Here is a 19,784-nt window from a genome sequence, read left to right on the forward strand (position 1 = left end):
GCTCGCGAATGCGCTGGGTCAGGCAGCACAATATTGACTGACATGACGCATTCGCGAGCAGGGCTCCCTCCCACAAAGGCACAGTCGGCGTCCCCGCAAAGGCAAAACTGGCTCCGGAACTCACGCCACCTTCGCGCTATACCCCTCTTCCTCGATCAGGCCGATCACTCGTTCAGCTGCCAGCCGGCTCTGCACACGAACCTCGCCCTTGGCCAGATCTACCTGCACGTCGGCGCTGGCGTCGTCGTTTTTGATCGCGTCGGTCACGGCGCGGACGCAGTGTCCGCAGGTCATGCCTTGAACGTTGAAAACCTGCATGGGATGACTCCTCGATGATGGAAATGACTCGGGTTGACGGCATCTTCAAGCTTGCCACCATGGCAAGGTCAAGTTTTCGTTGCATCGGCCGGGCTGGCATTCGCACCGGGTCTGGGCCAAAGTTCAGCATTACCGTTATTTCAGGAGAATCGGCCATGCGCTGGTCAGCCTTTCGCCTCTTCGGTTTTATTGGCCTGTTGGCGTCCGCATCCTGGGCCCAGGCCGATCAGGACTATGGCGTGCTCATCATTTCCCGCGAGCGTCTGGAAGTCGCGACGCCATGTGAAATCGGCATCTACATGCAGGATCAGTTGGTCGGACGCCTGTTTCAGGAAGAGATCCGCTCGTTCAACCTGCCTGCCGGCGACCTGTCGGTCCGCCTGCGCGTGCTGCCGAGTCAGATGCCGGGCTGCTCGCCAGGCATCGAGGCGCAGAACAACACCCGCATCCACATCAACTCCGGTGACGTGCTGAAATACCGCATCGCCTCGGGGCCTAACGGCATGTATCTGAAGCCGGCAGCGTTGAATTACTGATCGATGCCCCTGAGCTTCCGGGCCGGGGCTGACACACATTGTCTGTGGGAGGGAGCCCTGCTCGCGAAGGCGGTGTGTCATCCAGTACAGCATTGTCTGAACGGATGCATTCGCGAGCAGGGCTCCCTCCCACGGCTTATTCCAACCGTGCATCCGGGTGTTCGCAGCGTCCTGGTTTGAAATCCCCCTTGACCTTACCAACATGGCAAGGTTGATCCTTGTCGGCAATCGCCCTCAAGGAGTGCTTTTCCATGTCCAGTCCCGTCACCTTCGACCTGCCGATCACCGGCATGACCTGCGCCAGTTGCGCGGGCCGGGTCGAGCGCGCGCTGCGTAAAGTCCCCGGCGTCGCCTCGGCTACGGTCAACCTGGCCAACGAACGGGCCCACGTCGAAGTCGCCGAAGCCATCGACCCGGCCACCCTGATCGCCGCTGTCGACAAGGCCGGTTATGGCGCCAGCCTTGAACAGGACCCTGCGGTGCAGCAGGCCGACCAGCAAAAACGACATGACAGCGAGCGCTGGCACCTGATCCTTGCCATCGTCCTCGCGTTGCCGCTGGTGCTGCCGATGCTGCTGCAACCGTTCGGAGTCCACGCCATGTTGCCGGCCTGGGTACAGTTTCTGCTGGCGACGCCGGTGCAGTTCTTCCTCGGCGCACGCTTCTACGTCGCGGCCTGGAAAGCCGTGCGCGCCGCAGCCGGCAACATGGACCTGCTGGTCGCCCTCGGCACCAGCGCCGGTTATGGCCTGAGCGTCTATCAATGGCTGATGGCCGACGCGGGCAGCATGCCGCACCTGTACTTCGAGGCCTCAGCGGTGGTGATCGCGCTGGTGCTGTTGGGCAAATACCTGGAAAGCAGCGCCAAGCGCCAGACCGCCAGTGCGATCCGTGCGCTGGAAGCGTTGCGTCCGGAGCGGGCCATTCTGCTGGTCGACGGCGAAGAGCGCGACGTCGCCATCAGTGCCCTCAAGCTTGGCGACGTGGTGCTGGTCAAACCCGGCGAGCGCTTCCCGGTGGACGGCGAAGTCATCGAAGGCCAGAGCCATGCCGACGAGGCGCTGATCAGCGGTGAAAGCCTGCCCGTCGCCAAGCAACCCGGCGACAAGGTCACCGGTGGCGCCATCAACGGCGAAGGTCGTCTATTGGTGCGTACTCAGGCGCTCGGGGCGGAGACCGTGCTGGCGCGCATCATCCGTCTGGTCGAAGACGCGCAGTCGGCCAAGGCGCCGATTCAGAAGCTGGTAGACAAGGTCAGCCAGGTGTTCGTGCCGGTGGTTCTGTTGCTGGCGTTCGCCACCCTCGCCGGCTGGCTGTTCGTCGGCGCATCGCTGGAAAACGCCTTGATCAATGCCGTCGCCGTGCTGGTGATTGCCTGCCCGTGCGCACTGGGCCTGGCAACGCCGACGGCGATCATGGCCGGCACCGGCGTCGCCGCGCGTCACGGCATTCTGATCAAGGACGCCGAAGCCCTGGAGCGCGCCCACGAAGTCACCGCCGTGGTGTTCGACAAGACCGGCACACTGACCTCCGGCACACCGCGCGTGGCTCATATGACCGCGCTCGATGGCGACGACGACAGCCTGCTGCAACTGGCCGGCGCGCTGCAGAGGGGCAGCGAACACCCGCTGGCCAAAGCCGTGCTGGACCTGTGCCACGAACGCGATCTGCCGACCGATGCCGTCGGCAACAGCCGCGCCCTCGCCGGTCGTGGCATCGCCGGCACGGTGCAGGGCCGAGCGCTGGCGCTGGGCAATCGCCGTCTGCTGGAAGAAAGCGAGCTCAACGCAGGCCCCCTGGCAGACGCCGCGCAGCAATGGGAAGCCGAAGGCCGCACGCTGTCCTGGTTGATCGAACTGAGCCCACAACGCCGCGTGCTGGGCCTGTTCGCCTTCGGCGACACGCTCAAGGCCGGCGCGCTTCAGGCCGTCGAGCGACTGGCCGCGCGGCAGATCAGCAGCCACCTGCTGACTGGCGACAATCGCGGCAGCGCCCGGGTAGTCGCCGAGGCGCTGGGCATTGCCGATGTCCACGCCGAAGTACTGCCTGCCGACAAGGCCGCTACCGTCGTGGCGCTGAAGAAAAACGCCGTGGTCGCGATGGTCGGCGACGGTATCAACGACGCCCCGGCGCTGGCCGCCGCCGACGTCGGTATCGCCATGGGCGGCGGCACCGATGTCGCCATGCACGCCGCCGGCATCACCCTGATGCGCGGTGATCCACGGCTGATTCCCGCCGCACTGGACATCAGCCGCAGAACCTATGCGAAGATCCGCCAGAACCTGTTCTGGGCCTTCGTCTACAACCTGATCGGCATCCCGCTGGCCGCCTTCGGCCTGCTCAATCCGGTGCTGGCCGGCGCGGCCATGGCCCTGTCCAGTGTCAGCGTGGTGAGCAACGCCCTGCTGTTGAAAACCTGGCAACCGAAGGATGGAGGGGACGCGTCATGAACATCGGCCAAGCGGCGAAAAGCAGTGGCCTGAGCGCCAAGATGATTCGTTACTACGAGTCCATCGGCCTGCTTCAGGCGGCCCACAGAACCGACAGCGGCTACCGCCTGTACGGCCAGGACGACCTGCACACCCTGGCGTTCATCAAGCGCTCGCGGGATCTGGGATTCTCGCTGGAAGAAGTCGGCAAGCTGTTGGCGTTGTGGCAGGACCGCGACCGCGCCAGCGCCGACGTCAAAGCGCTGGCCCGGCGACACATCGTCGAACTGAACCAGAAAATCGCCGAACTGGCCGGCCTGCGCGACACGCTTCAAGATCTGGTGGAACACTGTCACGGCGACCACCGTCCCGACTGCCCGATCCTCAAGGATCTGGCGTCGGGCGGGTGTTGCAACTGACCGGCAGGTGTTCAAGGTCGCGCCTGCGTAACCGTAAAGGGGACCGGCATGTAATATCCCTGGTCTTCTGTATGGTAGAAAAACCCTGCCGGCTCACTCGCTACTTTCGGCAGTTGAATTTCGATCACCGGAAGGAGTACTCCATCAGTCGCATAGAGGTCCGTTTGATTACGCCGGGCAACGGTCCGGCCTTCGGACGAACCGGACAGATAAAAGAACGCCTCCAGCGGCAGGACCTTGCCCAACCCGTCTTTCCAGGCCGCCAGAATCATTTCGTTCGGTTTGTCTGCCGGCTCGCGCCCAACCAAAGCCATGGCTTTAATCCCCTCAAAGAAAGCAGGTCCGGCCAGGCTGTTACGATCATCTTCCACTGAGAAACTGCATTGCCATTCATCCCGGTTTTCAGTGTGCGCGGTGTAATGCTCCCACCATTGCTGCGCTGTGGTAATACCGCTCAAATGACAAGAGTCACTGCCTGGACGATCTATTTTGGCGCCACAACCCTTATCGGCACGATCGTAGGAATCACCGTCCGTTGGAAAGAAGCAGAGTACCTCCGGGAGGAGTTTCTCCGAAACATGAAAATAGGCGTTGAAAAAATAGCCATTGTTGTAGGTGTAGGCCAGTCTGAAAATCGGTGCATCAGTGCGCAGATACGAAAACGACACGCCACCCTTGGCGATGGAGGCAGGACTGTTGTCCCAGACGTGATACGTCGGGTTGTTGCTGGTGCCCCTGAGCATCACACCGGTGCACAAAAACGCCGGCGTGGAATTGCTGCCGCAGTTGGCTGACGTATCGGCATACCGCGCAGTCAGGCTGGCTGCCGTGATATCCCCCAGATCCTCTACAAGCGGCATCGGCGACGTTTGATCGTCAGCGTTGTAGGTAAACGTTGCCTTATCGTTTAGCGTTTGCGGCAGAGTAATCATGATCACAGGAATGAGCACACCGTCTCGGGTATTCAAGTCCTGCTGATCACGCATGGCAGCCTCGCGTCCCGTGGCGGAGTCGGCTACATAGAAAAATGCCTCCAGCGGCAATTCCTTGCCTTTGCCCTTGGGCCAGACCGACAACAGCAACTCGTTGGGCTGTGAGAGTGCCTGCTCACCCACCAGCTTCCTTGCGGATATCGACATCCTGAAACTTAAATAATCTGTGGATGTCTCCGATGGCATAGAAAAGCCACATTGCCCTGCGTTCGTACCACCACCCTCATTTTTGAAGTGAGCCAACCATTGCTCGCCAGTACTCACGCCATTCAGCTGACACGGCCCGCTTTTTGGATATCCGGGGGAGGCGCCACAACCCTGTTCATCTCGACTATTGGTAGAGGCAGCCAATGGAAAGACGCACCGAACCAGTGGATGGAGTCTTCCTGGCGCTTGCAGATAAGGCTTGAAGATAAAACCGTGGGAATAGCCATTGATGAGCGACTTGAATTTCACGCCATCGTGCATCCAGGCAAATGTCACAGCACCTCGGGCAATATCTTTATCGGTCACATCCCAAATGGGCGGTTTGACAGAGTCATTGACCGCTCTGAACAGAACGCCATTACACAAATAACCAGGTTTGGTCGAATTTTCACAATCCAATGCCGAGAAGGCATACCGGGTAGTCAACTGACGAGCAACATATTGGCCCAGGTCTTCCTGAGCTACCGCAGACTGGCGCCTTACTTCTATCGGCGCTCGATCGACACATGCGCTGTTTAGCAATACGAGAAGAAAAAGCGCAACCATCCTTGATGCGTTCATTTGAATGCCCCGACACTGTTGATATTCAACATCTGATACGGCGCGCTTTGCGCACTTCCGGAAATCGCGCTACAGAACGCCAGCCTGGTTGGAATCACCTCATCGTTTGCCGGTCATGGCAAAACGCGCGGCCAGATCGGTGGTGATCGAAGCGCCTGGATTGCTGGCTTCAGGCATCGGCACCGCCTGATCGGCGTCGTCGTAGGTAAAGGTGGCGACATCGTTTTCTGCGGGTGGCAGTTTCAGCTTGATCACCGGGATGACGACGCCATGCGTATCAAACAGATCCTGCTGATTGCGTTTGGCGTCGGTCAGCCCTGGCGCGGAGCCGTCCATGTAAAAGAATGCTTCCAGAGGCAGTGTTTTGCCGACGCCGTTTTGCCAGGCGGCAAGAATCATCTCATTCGGTTTATCCAGCGGCTCACGGTCAATCAGACTCATCGCCTTGATGCCCTCATGGAAAGCGGGGCCGGCCAATGATTCACGTGCTCCCGACACGTCAAAGCTGCACTGCCATCCATCACGACCGCTACTGTGGGCCGTGTAGTGCTCCCACCATTGCTGCGCGGTGGTAACGCCGTTCAGATGGCAAAGATCGCTACTAGGGCTGCCTTTATGTGGACCGCAGCCTTTCCCACTCCGATTAACGGAGTCACCATCCGTTGGAAAGAAACACAACACCTCAGGCTTGAACGTACTTTCGGAATGTTCATAGGCCTTCATGATGTAGCCATTGGTATAGGTGTACGCGAGCCTGAACACAGGAGCGTCCGCGCGGACATACGAGAAAGAGACCCCGCCCTTGGCCAGGGATGCCGGGCTGTTTTCCCATACGTGGTAAGTGGGTTTGCTACCCGTAGCACGAATCATGACCCCGCTGCACAGGAACGCCGGTTTTGAATCACTGCCGCAATTGGCTGCCGTGTCGGCATAACGCGCTGTCAGATTGGCGGCGACCATCGCGCCCGCACTCAACGCGGGCGGCATGGGCGTGGTTTGATCAGCGGCACTGTATCTGAAGGTAGCCAGACTGCTCGCCGTTTGCGGCAGGGTGACTCTGATCACGGGAATAAGCACGCCGTCGCGAGTATTCAAGTCCTGCTGGTCACGTCTTGCAGACTCACGTCCCGTGGTGGAATCAGCTACATAGAAAAACGCCTCCAGCGGCAACTCCTTGCCTTTGCCATTGGGCCAGACCGACAGCAGCAACTCGTTGGACTGCGAGAATGCTTCCTCGCCCATCAGTACCCTGACGGCCACCGTAACGGCAAAGTCGTGAAAAACTGTGGATGAGTTCTCCAGCGTCAGAGAGAAGCCACATTGCCCTTTAGCCGCACCGCCGGCCTGATCCCTGAAGTGCACCAACCATTGATCGGCAGAGGTCACGCCATTTACACGGCACAGCCCACTTTTTGGATACCCTGAAGAGGCACCACACCCCTGCTCATCCCGTTCATCGGTAGAAGCACCCAGTGGAAAGACGCACCGAACCTGCGGATTGAGTTTGCCTGATGCTTGCAGATAAGGTTTAAAGATATAACCGTGGGAATAGCCATTAATGAGCGACTTGAATTTCACATTCGCTCTCATGTAAGCGAATGTCACAGCGCCTCGGGCGATGTCTTTATCGGCAACATCCCAAATAGGTGGTTTAAGGGAGTCATTGACCGCCCTGAACAAAACGCCATTACACAAATAAGCAGGCTTGGAATTGTTGTCACAGCCTACAGCCACATCGGCATAACGGGCAGTCAACTGGCGGGCAACATATTGGCCCAGGTCTTCCTGAGCCCTGGTGCCAACCGATGTTCGTGCCGTATCAACCTGGGTAACGCCATGGTCGGTGTTCACACAGGCAGCCAGCGATAGACATAAAAATAGACTCAACCCATATTTCACGCGACTCATATCGATTCCTTCCTTGATAACTTTCATTGGACCCTGTTATTTTCAACACCTTCAGCGCAACGCCACGACCACAGGCATGGAAATTACCTGATCATCGGGATCGTAATTAAATGTCGCCCGTTCACTGGAGGCTTGCGGCAAGGAAATTTTAATCACCGGAATAATGACCTGTTCTCGATCAATCAAACTTCTTTGGTTGCGCCTGGCAACTTCAAGCCCCGAAGAAGAACCGGCAACATAGAAGAATGCCTCTAGCGGAAGATCCTTGCCTTGGCCATTTTTCCACGGTGATAACAGCAGTTCATTCGAACTCTGAAACGAGCGCTCGCCCGCCAGTTTCATCGCTGCAATGCCCGCCGCGAAGTCGTGGAGCTGATTGTCCTGTGTCAGCGAAAAACCACACTGCCCTTGAATGTTCCCACCGGCTTCATTGTTGAAATGTGCCCACCATTGCTCGGCACTGACCACACCATTGGCCCGACAGGGGCCGCTTTTTGGCCAGGAAGAATGGGCGCCGCAGCCCTGTTCAGCCCTGCTGGCGGTACTGGCAGCCAGGGGAAAGAAGCACCTGACCTGAGGATGCAACTGCCCTGCAGCGCTCGCGTAAGGCTTGAAGATAAAGCCGTTGGAGTAGTTGTTGATGACCGTCTTGTACGTAGCGTCGGCGCGCATATAGGCGAATGTCACCGCACCACGGGCAATGTCTTTATCGGCGACATCCCATACCGGCTGTTCGAGGTCGTCCCGAGTGCCTCTGATCACGATACCGCTACACAAGTAGGCAGGGCTTGAGTTGTTGTCACAGCCCACGGCTGTATCGGCGTAGCGCGCCGTGAGGTCGGCCGCGACCTTGTCGCCCAGATCCGGCACCGCAGGCATCGGCACCGCCTGATCGACAGCGGCGTAGGTGAAGCTCGCCAGGTCCGTTTCCGATTGCGGCAACGTCACCTTGATCACCGGTACGGTCACGTCTTCCCGGGTTTTCAGATCGGTTTGATTGCGCCGTGCAACCGTCAATCCGTCTGCCGAACCGGCGGCATAAAAAAACGCCTGCAACGGCAATGCTTTCCCCAAACCCGCCTCCCAGACGGTCAGGACCATTTCGTTCTGCGTGCCGAAAGACTCATCGCCCGCCAGTGCCATCGCCTCGATACCCGCGGCGAAGGCCGGGCCTGCCAGGGCGTTGCGATCATCGGAAACATCGAATCCGCACTGCCGACGGCGCCGGTCATCGGTGTTGGCATCGTAGTGGGCCCACCACTGCGCCGCGGTCAGTACACCCACCGTATGGCACGGGCCGCTCCCTGCGTAGCCTGGATACTCTCCACACCCCTGCAAGGCACGCTCATTGCTCGACCCGTCGATGGGAAAGAAACAACGCACTTCCGGATGAAACTTTCCAGACGCCTTGAAGTAGGCATCCATGATGTAACCGTTGCTGTAACTGTACGCCAGCTTTTTATAGCGTGTGTCGGCGCGCAAATAAGAAAACGATACGGCGCCTCGGACGGTATCCTTTTCTGCCGGGTCCCAGACAGGATGCTCCAGATTATCCCGTGTGCCTCTGATCATGATGCCACTGCATAAAAAGGCCGGTGTCGAATTGCTGCCGCAATTGCGTGCAGTGTCAACATAACGCGTATTCAGCAACATTGCCGTTTGATCGCCCAGGTCCGCTTTTATCATGTGACGGAATGACCCGTCGACGGAACGAGGCGATTCATTGGTACAGGCACTTAACACCAAAACAAATAACAAGCACCAGATGTACTTTGTCGTAGTCATGGCAATTCCATTGAGCTGGACGTGACCATCCATGTATTTTTTGCCATAAAACCACTGTAACAACGGCAGCCATTTGGCATTAACGAGTTCCGAGAATATCGCCAACCCTGTTCGCTGACTACTGTCAGAATTGACAGTCCACAAGAGCTTTTCGACATAACACCCTTACGAGGTATCGCGACTTTTTCTATATTTCAAATAAAACAGCGAGCGCTTGACCCTTCATACAATCGAGACTTATAACTCGGTTATTCGCACCCTGTTCGGGACCTCTGTTTATCCGATACCTTGCTGATCCGGCGGGCAGTCTGCCCATTCCTTCGGTCTGCGAATAAGCAACTGCAACGGGCCACTGGCTGCCAGTGCCCCAGGGACAGACATCACAAGGACATCGACCATGAACAGCACCCCACAGACAGCCAGTGCGCGGGCACCTGCGCCGCTGGAAACCGTGGAAATCTTCGATAATGACGAAAGCCTCGGGACAACCCAGACCGATGACGCCGGCACATGGACCTGGCAAGTCAGGGATCTGACCCCGGGCCTCCATGTATTTTCGCGCAGACAGAGAGCTTCGTTTCCCGCCCCTGGCGAATCAACGTCGGTGAAACGCCGACGGGCATCGAAGTGCCCTATGTCGAGGGCATCGCGCCGCCGGTGGACGACGCGCAACGATTTAACTATCACGAGCACAGAGGCGACCTTTCAGTGATCGTCCCGCCCGGCTACCTGCGCCCCGCCGACAGCGTCAAACTGCACTGGATCGGCCGGGATGGCTTCAGAGTGAGTTCGGAAACCCGCACGGTCACCGACCCTGTAGAGCCGATGCAATTCAACATTTCCAGATACGAAGTCATCGACGCCATCGGCTACCAGACCACGGACGTGCATTACACCATCAAGCGCCCGCCCAGCGCTGATCTGATCGTTTCGCGCCACCTGAATCTGACGGTCACCGGCCAGGATTTTGTCATCAACGCGCCCACCATCGACGAGACACACGAGACGCTGAGCGTCAGACGTCAGAGCCAGTTCAGCGCAGCCACCCGGGTGCGGGTTCGTGCCGTTGGCAACACCTCATGGGAAAGCAGTTTCAAGGCCTTTGGTACCGAAAACGCGCTGAATTTCACGATCTCCCCAGAATGGATCGCCGCCAACCGTGGCATACCGGTGGTGTTCAACTACAGCGTGCAGATGGACGCGTCGAGCCCTGATCTGCTGTTCTCGCGCATCCTGCGAGTCGACGAACTGGTGACCCCGGTAGACATCCAGGTGCCCTTTGTCGAAGAAGCGCCGGTGCCTGAAAACGATGCCCAGCAACTGAATTACTACCAGCATCTGGACGATATCCATGTGATCGTTCCGGTGGATTATCTGCGCTCGGGAGACACGGTGAAGCTGTACTGGATCGGCAGAAACGGTCAGTGGAGCCCGGACATCGTCACCGTGGCCGATCCGGTCGAACCGTTGAGCTTCCAGGTTTCCAAATACGAGGTGATCGATGTCATCGGCCTGCCCAATACTGACGTGCGCTACAGCGTCAGACGGCCGCCCAGCCCCGGAATTGTCTACTCTCGCCACCTGAAGCTACGCGTCACCGGCCATGAGCCGGCCATCCTGGCGCCGACCATCAACGACGCTCACAACAACATCAGGGTCTGGCGTCTGCAAACCTTCAACGACGCCACGACGGTCACAGTGCGCGCCATCGGGATCAGCTCATGGGAAGGTGAGGAGATCACCGTGGGCAGTGCGGAATATGTCAACACGCCGATTGATCCGGCGTGGCTGGCGGAAAACCGTGGCACATCGGTGCTCTTCAACTATCGCGTGCAGTTCAACCCGGCAGATCCGCATGCGTTTTTCTCGTTGCTGCTGCGCATCGATTCACTGTAACGCTGGACTAAAAAACGGCCTGGCGCTCACGCCAGGCCGTTTTCAGTGGCGAAGTGGCGTGTACCCTCAAGGGGAGGCAGCCTGCCCGTCACTTTTGCGTCGCTATCCCATGCCCGCAGGATAAATTCGTTCTGCCGGACAAAGGATTCACTGGCAGTAAAAACCCCGTTGTAAAACCTGACGCCGTGTTTTTCCAGGCACATCGCATTCGCCGATCTTGCTGCCGCTGCGCGCCAGGTCGCAGGGCAAGCCAGCTCCTTCATGTCGCCAGCCAGCCGAACTGCCGCCGCGAAATCTGTAGGAGCGCGCTTGCCCGCGATGGCGTCGTGTCAGGCAACACCGTAGCGATTGCGCGGCGACAGGCAGGAGCCTGTCACTGCATCCATGGCGGCGTCGGCTCTTCAGCCTTGGCTGCGGGTGCGTCATCGGCATTCCGTGCCGCCTGACGCCGCGCTTCGTCACGCTGCGCCGCTTCGATCTCACGCAGCACGCTGTTGACGTCTGCCACGTCATCCGGATCGGCGAACTCACCGGTCAATACGGTCGCCGGCGACAACGTGCCGGCTTCGTAGTGAGCCCACATTTCCCGGGCGTAACGGGTTTTCTTCAATTCAGGGGCGAACCGGCCGAAGTACGAAGCCATGTTGCCGACGTCACGCTCCAGCATGCTCAACGCATGGTTGTTACCCGCCGCATCCACCGCCTGGGGCAGGTCGATGATCACCGGGCCATCCGGCGACAGCAGCACGTTGAACTCTGACAAGTCACCGTGCACCAGTCCGGTACACAGCATCAGCACGATCTGACTGATCAGATAGGCGTGGTACTCACGAGCCTGCTCCGGCTCCAGCACCACATCGTTCAGGCGCGGCGCCGCATCGCCGTCCTCGTCGCAGACCATTTCCATGAGCAGGACGCCCTCAAGGAAATCGTAGGGTTTGGGCACCCGCACACCCGCGTTGGCGAGGCGGAACAGCGCCGCCACTTCAGCGTTCTGCCACGCGTCTTCGGCCTCCTTGCGCCCGTATTTCGAGCCTTTTGCCATGGCCCGCGCCTGACGGCTGTTGCGCACCTTGCGGCCTTCCTGGTACTCGGCTGCCTGACGGAAACTGCGTTTGTTCGCCTCCTTGTAAACCTTGGCGCAGCGCAGCTCCTTACCGCAGCGCACCACATAAACAGCCGCTTCTTTACCGCTCATGAGCGGGCGCAGCACCTCGTCTACCAGACCGTCTTCGATCAGGGGTTCAATGCGTTTTGGAGTCTTCATCAGCTTTTATTATGGGTCCTTCGTGGCCAGACACGCGATCGTTGCTCGTTATACGGCAATCCTCCGTCAGCGAGTAGAGGGGCGGTGAACGCCGATCATGGATCGAGTTGCCGCACAGGAGTGCCAGATCTGTCCAAGCACCTTTCATGCCGAGGCGAAACCCGTATTGCAGAGGCCGCCGCAGACAAGCAAAAAGGGGTCAATCAAGACCCCTTTTGTGGACAGCCAGTAGTGAGCCGATCGTTACCAGTTGTAGCGCAGACCGACGCTCATGCCCCATGGTTGTTCGATGTTGCGACCGCTCATGTGATCGAAGTCGGCATGCACCTGCAGCACCTCGGTCACTTGTGCGGCGACGCCCGCTCCCAACTCGATACGCGAGCCGGAAAGGTCATTGCTGAAGCGTTGGTCGTTGATGTTGACGCGGTTGCTGTCGACAAACTCACGGGCGCCCGCGAGTTTCACGTACGGCTGGACGAAACCGCCCTGATCCAGTGCAAAGGTACGCCCGACGTGGGTGCCGACCTTGCCCAGCAGCGAGTTGGCGTTGTTGCTGCTGGCATGCATGCCGTTGTCCAGGTGGTAATCCTCGCCGCCGACCCACAGCGCCGATGCCTGCGCGAACGGTTCGACGAACCAGCCGTCATCGAGCTTGATGTGCTTGCCGACTTCCAGCGAGCCACCAAGGCCATTATTGCTGTAGTCACCCTTGGCCTTCTGACCATCCCGCATGGCGACATCCGACGAGTTCTGGAAGCGGTTGGCCTTGATCAGCGCGTCGATATAGAAACCGTCCTCGGCCAGCCAGGTGCTGTAAGCGCCTACGTAGTAGCTGTCGACCTTGCCGGTGGTGCCGGTTTTCAGATCCAGATCGGACTTGCTGTAACCGCCCATCAGACCCATCAGCCACTGACCGGAGCTGCCCGGCACAGCGCCATCGGCACCGAATGAGATACCTTGCTGCCGTTGTCGGTACGCCACACCGCCCGCTGCCGACATGTCGTATTTGTTGCCATAGGCACGCATCCAGCCACCGCCCTGGCCATTGCCGTTACGCAGTTCGCCCATACGGCTGCGCAGGCTGGCCGATTCGCCGTACCACACGGTCGGCGCGGCGCTGAACAGGCCGATCACCGATCGCGATGACTCGGACAGTTGTTCAGTCTGCACCAACGACCAGTCAGTACCGCCCAGACCGTCGGCGTTCTGCTCCAGTTCATAGGCAAAGGTGCCGAAATCGACCTGGCCACCGACCAGCGAGAATTGCGCATCGCCTGCTGCTGCATGGACCACCTGATGAGCATCCTGTCCCAGTGTCGGATCGATACCGGAGTTCTGCACCAGCAACTGATGATGGCCGCTGGCAGTGCCGGTCACGTCGAGGAAGTCGCCTTCGCCGGTTGACAGGTCGGTGCCCAAGGCAAAAGTGCCCTCGCCGCCCAGCTCACCCAGGGTCAGGCGGCCGAAGCCGTTGTCCGGGTTGCGCAGGTCGACGGTGCCGCCGTTGAGGGTCAGTTCGCCGACGCTGGAATCGCCGCGCATGTTCCACGCCGAAGCTTCACCGATCTGCAGGCTGGTGACATTGGTCATCTGGCCCGTGAGGCTGGCGTTGTTGTCGAGCTTCAGATGGGCTTTGGACGCGTCGTCGACCAGCACATCGCCGACGATCGCGCTGTTGTCGATGTTGATCCTGCCGACGGCGCCATAAGCGACCTCGATGGCCACACCGTTACCGCCGGTCAGGGTGGAGCCATTGCGAATGTCGACGTGGGTGTCGAGATCCACGTTGCTTCTGCCAATCAACAACGCCGAACCTTCCAGCCCGGTAACGGAGGTACTGTCCAGCGCCAGATTCGATGTGGCTAGCTGCGATCCGACTCTGGCGGGCGCCAGCACCACACCATGGTTATCGCCGACGATTTCACTGCCCCTGACAACAGCGCTACCCCCGGCGACGACGAGTCCGACGCCACCGCTGATGAAAGAAACGCCTGTTTCTCCTGCATACCCCTCAACCCGGGAGTTGACCAGCGTCAGCTCGCTGCCACCGGCGACATTGACACCTCGGTCGACGCCCGAAATGAAGCTGTTGCTGACCTGTGCCAGAGACGGCACGCTGCCCGACCAGCTGCTCAGCGCCAGCCCGTAGGCGATATTCTTGGGGGTATCCGGGTTGGCCTGGGCAATGATCGTTGCGCCATCGATGACTGCGTGGCTGCCGGACAGAGCAATCGCGGTGGTACCCACCGATGCCACCTTGCCACCGTTGATGTTCAGGTTCGAGCCGTTGTTGGCCGTAATATTCTGCGTCTCGCCACCTGCGGTCACCGTCAGTGTCGCGTTGTCCAGCGTGTATTTATCAAGCGCATCGCCTTCGCCAATGGTAAGGCTGTCACCGGGCTTCAGATTCAAACCCTGTGCCTCGAACGATGCCATGGTCACCGCCAGCGCCAGCAGGCCCACCTTGCCTTCAAACCGTTTTTTCGCCACGCCCTATTGCTCCGCACAAGAAAAGGGCGCTATTTGATAGGAATGGACTACAGAAATAGTCCAGACGCTTCTGTTTTACACGTAGGAAAATTCCCTCAATCAAATAGAAACAATCACCAACACAGCGTCAGCTTTCTCCGAGACGACTGACAGCTTCTACCACGCATAACGCAGGCCAAGATTCACCCCCCAAGGCTGCTCGATGTTCCTGCCATTGCTGTAGTCCACATCGGCGTGCAGCTGCAGCGCTTGGTTTATCTGGGCCACGACACCTGCACCCAGCTCACCGCGACTGCCGGACAAGTCGTCATTGAACGTCGTGCTGTTGACCTTCACTTCGTTGCTGCTGGCAAATTCATGGGCCAGCGCCACCTTCACATAAGGTTGTATGAAGCCGCCCGACTGCAAGGCTATGGTGCGCCCGGCATGGGTACCGATTTTTCCAAGAAACGAGTCGGCCTTGTTGCTGCGCGCTTGCAGGCCATTGTTCAGGTCATAGTTTTCGCCGTTGACCCACAACGCCGAGCCCTGTACGAAGGGCTCGACAAACCAGCCATCGGCCAGATCGAAACGCCGCCCGGCCTCCACCGAACCACCGACGCCGTAGTTGTCGTAATCGCCCTTGGCCTTGCTGCCATCGTCCAGGCGCACGTCGGCGCGGTTCTGGAAGCGGTTGACCTTGAACAGCGCGTCCACGTAGTAACCGTCATTGAGCAGCCAGGTGCTGTACGCGCCCAGGTAGTAGCTGTTGACCCGGCCATTGGCCCCTTCGCGCAGGTTCAGCGCAGAATTGCTGTAGCCGCCCATGACGCCCACCAACCATTGACCGTAGCGACTGGCAATCGGCGTATCGACACCGAATGACACGCCCTGTTGGGTCTGGCTGTAGTTGACCTGATCGGCCGCCGATACGTTGTATTTGTTGCCGTAGGTCCGCGCCCAGAAACCGCCCTGCTCATGGCCGTTGCGCAACTCGCCCATGCGGCTGCGCAAGGTGCTCAGCTCGCCGTACCACACCGTGGGTGCGGCACTGAACACGCCGATCACCGCCTGAGCTCCCGGCGAGATGATCGGGCCGCCATCCCCCCCGATAGCCTGACTCAGGAACCAGTCGGTGCCTTGCTGCTGCAGATCGTAATTGAACGTCCCCAGGCTCACTTGCCCGCTTTCGACCGCGAACGCCGCATCGCCACCGCCGGTGTGCACCACCAACTGCGAGTGATTTTCTTCCACCGGCTCGGCACCGCTGTTCTGCACCCACAGCACATGATTGCCACTGGCCTGGCCGGTGATGTTCACCAGGTCGCTCAAGTGCCCGGCCAGGTCGGTGCCGATGGCGAACGTGCCTGCGCCTGCCAGGCTCGATGCCGTCAGCGTGCGGAAGGCGCCGTTGCCGCCACGCAGATTGACCGTACCGCCATTGAGGGTCAGCGCACCGACGCTGGAGTCGTTGACCATGTCGAAGGTCGAGCCGCTGCCCACCGCCATGCTCTGGCCATTGCTGACCGTACCGGCCAGCCGCGCGCCATTGTTCAGCGTGATCGCGGTACCGGGGCTGGCATCACTGGTCACATCGCCGGTCAGGCGGCTGTTGTCCAGAGACAGGTTGGTGACATTGCTGAGGTTGCCGGTCAGCGCCGAGCTGCCCAGCAACGACACATCGGCAGTGGCGCCCGGCAGCACCTGCACATTACCGGTCAGGGTGCTGGCGTTCACCGTGAACACCGCGTTGGTGGAACCGGCGGGCGAGGTCGCATCCCCGACCTCCAGCAAGGTGCCGTTGGCGGCCGACAGCGATGAACCGTTATTGACCTCAATGGTTGCCGTCATCGCCGGGCCACCCTGATTACTCACCAAAATGGCGCTGCCGGCCCCCGAGGTCAGGGTCGAAGCGTCCAGCAGCAGATGCGGCGCCTGGCCGGTTGTGGCGGAGGAAAACAGACCGATGCCACGGGTGCTGCCGGTCACCTGGCTGCCCTGCACAATGGCTTCGCCGCCAATCAGCGAAATGCCGAGGCCGTCGCCAACCCCCGTCCCGGTGCCAGTGACTTGTGAATTGCTCAACGTCACCGTACTGCCAGCCGATACGCTGACCCCGCGACTCAGACCGGAAATCGTGCTGCCCGTGACAGCGACCGTGGAGCCTGCCAGCGCAGAACTTGTATCGCGAGCAGCAGACAGGCCGGTGCCGCTGCTGGACGTGAGGGTCGAACCACTGATGGTCGCTGTGCTGCTGAGCACGCTGACAGCGTCATTGGTCGTTTCGGAAACCGCTGCCGAATTCAGTGTGACGGTCGAGCCGGCAAACGTCGAAATGCCCAGCGTCTGCCCTCCCGGGTTGACGGTCAGGGTGGCTCCCGTCAGTTGCCAGGTTTCGGGAACATCGCCGGGATTGACGACGGCCGAGCCTCCCGGGGGCACCACCGCCCCCCAGGCACACTCACTCAACGTCATGATCATGGCGACCGCAACCCACTCGCGGCGATGGCAAAACCGAGCACACTGGCTCATATAACCAACCTCCCTGTTCAACTTTCAAACCACTCCAAAGACGATAAATCAGCAACTGAAATATCGTTAACACCTGATATAACCAACCGCTCTGATCACTTCATTTAAGTATCAACTCATTCACTGTCAACGTGAGCCATTCTCTTTATTCAACATCCTTCATATTGATTCCGAATAACAATTATCGCGAAAAAACATATTGCGCCAAATCATTCATTTACGAGGTCGAAAAAATCAAACTTCACCCGTCAACTGTCAATTCTGACAGGTGACGGTATTCGCTGAGCGACCCTACAATAGGCCCGTCAACTCAGCGGGAATGTCCTTCCCGTACGACACTTTCCTGCTCACAGGCATTGATCGCCAGTCCGCTCAAGGACGGGTGAAGTCGCGTTATTACCTGGCATAAACGCAGGCTAATGGAACTGGATAAAAGGGATTCGATCATGACCACCATGCAACCTCTTCGTGCGAGAAAGCCTGTGACACCCGGAGCACTGGCTCAACTTAAAATACCCAAACTGGACGCGACCCGGCTCACCTTCAAGATTGCCGATCTGACCAGCGACATTGAAGTAAAAGTACCCAAATCAGCTGAAATGTACCCCGAACAAGCCATCCAACTGCTCGTTAACGGGGAAAAGAAGGGTGAGCCGTTAACCCTGGCAGATGCAGACTTTGACAACGCGACCGAATTTGATCTGACTTTCAAAATGGCAGACTTCCCGGCTGCGGGTACGGACACTGTAGTCAACGTCGACTACTGGATATTCGACATTTTTTCCGGAGACGGCCAGCCAGCCGGCATGCCCGTAACCGCCCGCTTCGATCGGCTCGCGCCCGGCGGCGACAACCCTCCGCCTATCACCTTCACGGCCGATCAGCTTTCCGGCATCACCGAAGATGATCTGGTGGGTGATGTGCTGACAGCGCATATCTCCAACTATCTGGATGGCGCTGCGGACGATGTGCTGCAACTGTGGATGGGCAGCAGCGCCACCACTGGCGCCTTTCTGACACCAACCTTCACAGTGACCAACCCGGCGATGCCGACCACCGTCACCATCAGCAGAGCCGACCTGGTAAGCCTGCCAGACGGTGTGCGCTTTTTTGGCTATCAGGTGACCGACTGGGCAGGTAACGTCAGCACCAAATCCGAACCGGTGCAGATCGATGTCTTTCTCGAAGTACCTGCTGCCCTGCCTGCGCCCGTGGTGCCCGCCGATGCCGACGGTCTGGTGACCTATCCGGATGCGGCCAAGGGCGTGAATGTGGAAATTCCCGCCTACAACAGTGCAAAAGCCGGTGACGTGCTGAAAGTCAGCTGGGGTGGCCAGGCTTTGGGGCCTTATTCGATCAGCGCGGAAGAAGCCGCAGCCGACCCGATCGTGACGCTGGTGGTGCCTTATGCGACGGTGGCGTTGGTGGGCAATGGCACCGACATCGTCGTCAACTACACGTTGGTTCGCGGGGGCGCCAATCGGGTGTCGCCCGACACGCTGGTGGACGTCAATCTCGACATGCCTGGCGGCCCGGACCCGGATCCCGACCCCGAAACGCCGGAACATGAAAATGTCTTTCCGGCAACGCTGACCTGCGGCATCAGCGACCCCAACACGATCATCCCTCTGGACTATGGCAAGGACGCAACGGTTACCCTGAAACGACTCAGTAAAAAGGACAGCCCTATCTGGCAGGTCGACGACGTGGTGCAATTGACCTATGGCACCCTGGCCTCGCCCACCATCCCGGCCGTGACGATCACGGCAGCCAATGAAGGTGCGGACCTGAGAATCAACCTGCCCTTCGACACCGTGATCAAGGCTGTCGGCGTCGGCACAGTTCGAATGTTCTTCACGATCACGCGCACACTGAACAGTGCCGGAGGCGATATCGAGGTGAAAATCCTGGCCCCGACCCAGGAGGTCAAGGTCAGTTCCGTCGATGAGCTACCGGGCAGTGGAACGCTGGAGCTCGCGTTTTTTCCGGAGGCCACGCAAATCCCGGGGTATCTGGAGTATGACGCCATTCAAAGGGCGGCTGGCCTGGACGGCACCACGTTCCGCATCCCGCTGTTGGACGTCAGCAATATCGAGCTCAGCCGAGGCCCCGCCATCAGTTACCAGTTCCATGGGGTGGTGAATACAACACTGTACCCCGCGCCACCCGGCACCGAACTCATCCCGGGGACCGAACGGGAAGGCAATAACATTCCGATCACCCAGGCCATGCTGGATCAGGGCTATTACGAAGTGTCGCTGACCTATCAGTTCCTGCGGCTGATCTGCCGCAACGGCGCCTATGTGGGTTACATGATCCGCAATGATCTGGGCTGGACGCTAGCGCCGCCCAAGTACGTCTACTTCGCCCTCAACGTCGCTGGAGGCAGTTGCCCCGTCTAGCACCCACCCGTCACTGAACCGCGCGCCCGGCCTGTCAGCCGGGTCCGCTCATCAAGACGACTT

At 59.3% G+C, this 19,784-nt stretch carries 13 protein-coding genes; 5 read left to right on the forward strand and 8 right to left on the reverse strand.

All coding sequences use genetic code 11. The features are described from left to right. Window positions 1-120: 120 nt before the first annotated feature. Window positions 121-318, reverse strand: coding sequence for a heavy-metal-associated domain-containing protein (locus ACIPL0_RS21475; protein WP_400596483.1), 198 nt, complete (start codon window positions 316-318; stop codon window positions 121-123). 155 nt (window positions 319-473) lie between these two features. Between ACIPL0_RS21475 and ACIPL0_RS21480 the strand changes: the two genes are divergently transcribed. From ACIPL0_RS21480 to cueR, 3 genes are all read left to right on the forward strand, one after another. Then, on the forward strand, window positions 474-854 hold the full coding sequence (locus ACIPL0_RS21480; protein ID WP_400596485.1) for a hypothetical protein: 381 nt from the start codon (window positions 474-476) through the stop codon (window positions 852-854). 251 nt (window positions 855-1,105) lie between these two features. Further along, window positions 1,106-3,304 carry a heavy metal translocating P-type ATPase gene (locus tag ACIPL0_RS21485; protein WP_400596487.1) on the forward strand — a complete coding sequence of 733 codons (2,199 nt, stop codon included), beginning with the start codon at window positions 1,106-1,108 and terminating at the stop codon, window positions 3,302-3,304. After that, complete coding sequence (cueR, locus tag ACIPL0_RS21490; RefSeq protein ID WP_400596489.1) at window positions 3,301-3,702, forward strand: Cu(I)-responsive transcriptional regulator; 402 nt, start codon at window positions 3,301-3,303, stop codon at window positions 3,700-3,702. The genes ACIPL0_RS21485 and cueR overlap by 4 nt, the downstream gene beginning before the upstream one ends. Before the next feature lie 11 nt (window positions 3,703-3,713). Here the strand turns inward: cueR and ACIPL0_RS21495 are convergent, their stop codons facing one another. From ACIPL0_RS21495 to ACIPL0_RS21505, 3 genes are all read right to left on the reverse strand, one after another. Next, window positions 3,714-5,462 carry a hypothetical protein gene (locus ACIPL0_RS21495; protein ID WP_400731602.1) on the reverse strand — a complete coding sequence of 583 codons (1,749 nt, stop codon included), beginning with the start codon at window positions 5,460-5,462 and terminating at the stop codon, window positions 3,714-3,716. A gap of 99 nt (window positions 5,463-5,561) precedes the next feature. Then, window positions 5,562-7,397 carry a hypothetical protein gene (locus tag ACIPL0_RS21500; protein ID WP_400596493.1) on the reverse strand — a complete coding sequence of 612 codons (1,836 nt, stop codon included), beginning with the start codon at window positions 7,395-7,397 and terminating at the stop codon, window positions 5,562-5,564. Window positions 7,398-7,421: 24 nt separating this feature from the next. Beyond that, window positions 7,422-9,260: a hypothetical protein gene (locus tag ACIPL0_RS21505; protein WP_400596495.1), complete on the reverse strand. Its 1,839-nt coding sequence runs from the start codon at window positions 9,258-9,260 to the stop codon at window positions 7,422-7,424. Window positions 9,261-9,863: 603 nt separating this feature from the next. Here ACIPL0_RS21505 and ACIPL0_RS21510 point away from each other — a divergent pair. Beyond that, entirely contained in the window at window positions 9,864-11,051 is a 1,188-nt protein-coding gene (locus ACIPL0_RS21510; protein ID WP_400731603.1) for a hypothetical protein, read from the forward strand. A gap of 26 nt (window positions 11,052-11,077) precedes the next feature. Here ACIPL0_RS21510 and ACIPL0_RS21515 read toward each other — a convergent pair whose 3' ends face one another. The 4 genes from ACIPL0_RS21515 to ACIPL0_RS21530 all read right to left on the reverse strand — a co-directional run bounded on the left by ACIPL0_RS21515 (window position 11,078) and on the right by ACIPL0_RS21530 (window position 17,319). Next, the gene (locus tag ACIPL0_RS21515; RefSeq protein ID WP_400596498.1) at window positions 11,078-11,314 is read right to left on the reverse strand and encodes a hypothetical protein; all 237 of its coding nucleotides are present in this window, start codon (window positions 11,312-11,314) and stop codon (window positions 11,078-11,080) included. Window positions 11,315-11,424: 110 nt separating this feature from the next. Next, the gene (locus ACIPL0_RS21520) at window positions 11,425-12,318 is read right to left on the reverse strand and encodes a PA4780 family RIO1-like protein kinase (RefSeq protein WP_400596500.1); all 894 of its coding nucleotides are present in this window, start codon (window positions 12,316-12,318) and stop codon (window positions 11,425-11,427) included. A 243-nt stretch (window positions 12,319-12,561) separates the two neighbouring features. Next, entirely contained in the window at window positions 12,562-14,808 is a 2,247-nt protein-coding gene (locus tag ACIPL0_RS21525) for an autotransporter outer membrane beta-barrel domain-containing protein (RefSeq protein ID WP_400596502.1), read from the reverse strand. Between the two features lie 156 nt (window positions 14,809-14,964). Then, window positions 14,965-17,319 (reverse strand): autotransporter outer membrane beta-barrel domain-containing protein, encoded by a 2,355-nt coding sequence (locus ACIPL0_RS21530; protein WP_400596503.1) that lies wholly within the window; start codon window positions 17,317-17,319, stop codon window positions 14,965-14,967. Window positions 17,320-17,765: 446 nt separating this feature from the next. Between ACIPL0_RS21530 and ACIPL0_RS21535 the strand changes: the two genes are divergently transcribed. Then, a complete protein-coding gene (locus tag ACIPL0_RS21535; protein ID WP_400596504.1) occupies window positions 17,766-19,721 on the forward strand; it encodes a hypothetical protein in 1,956 nt (651 codons plus the stop codon). The last annotated feature ends 63 nt before the right edge of the window (window positions 19,722-19,784 follow it).

The sequence above is a fragment of the Pseudomonas sp. NPDC090208 genome (assembly GCF_044746785.1).
Taxonomy (GTDB): domain Bacteria; phylum Pseudomonadota; class Gammaproteobacteria; order Pseudomonadales; family Pseudomonadaceae; genus Aquipseudomonas.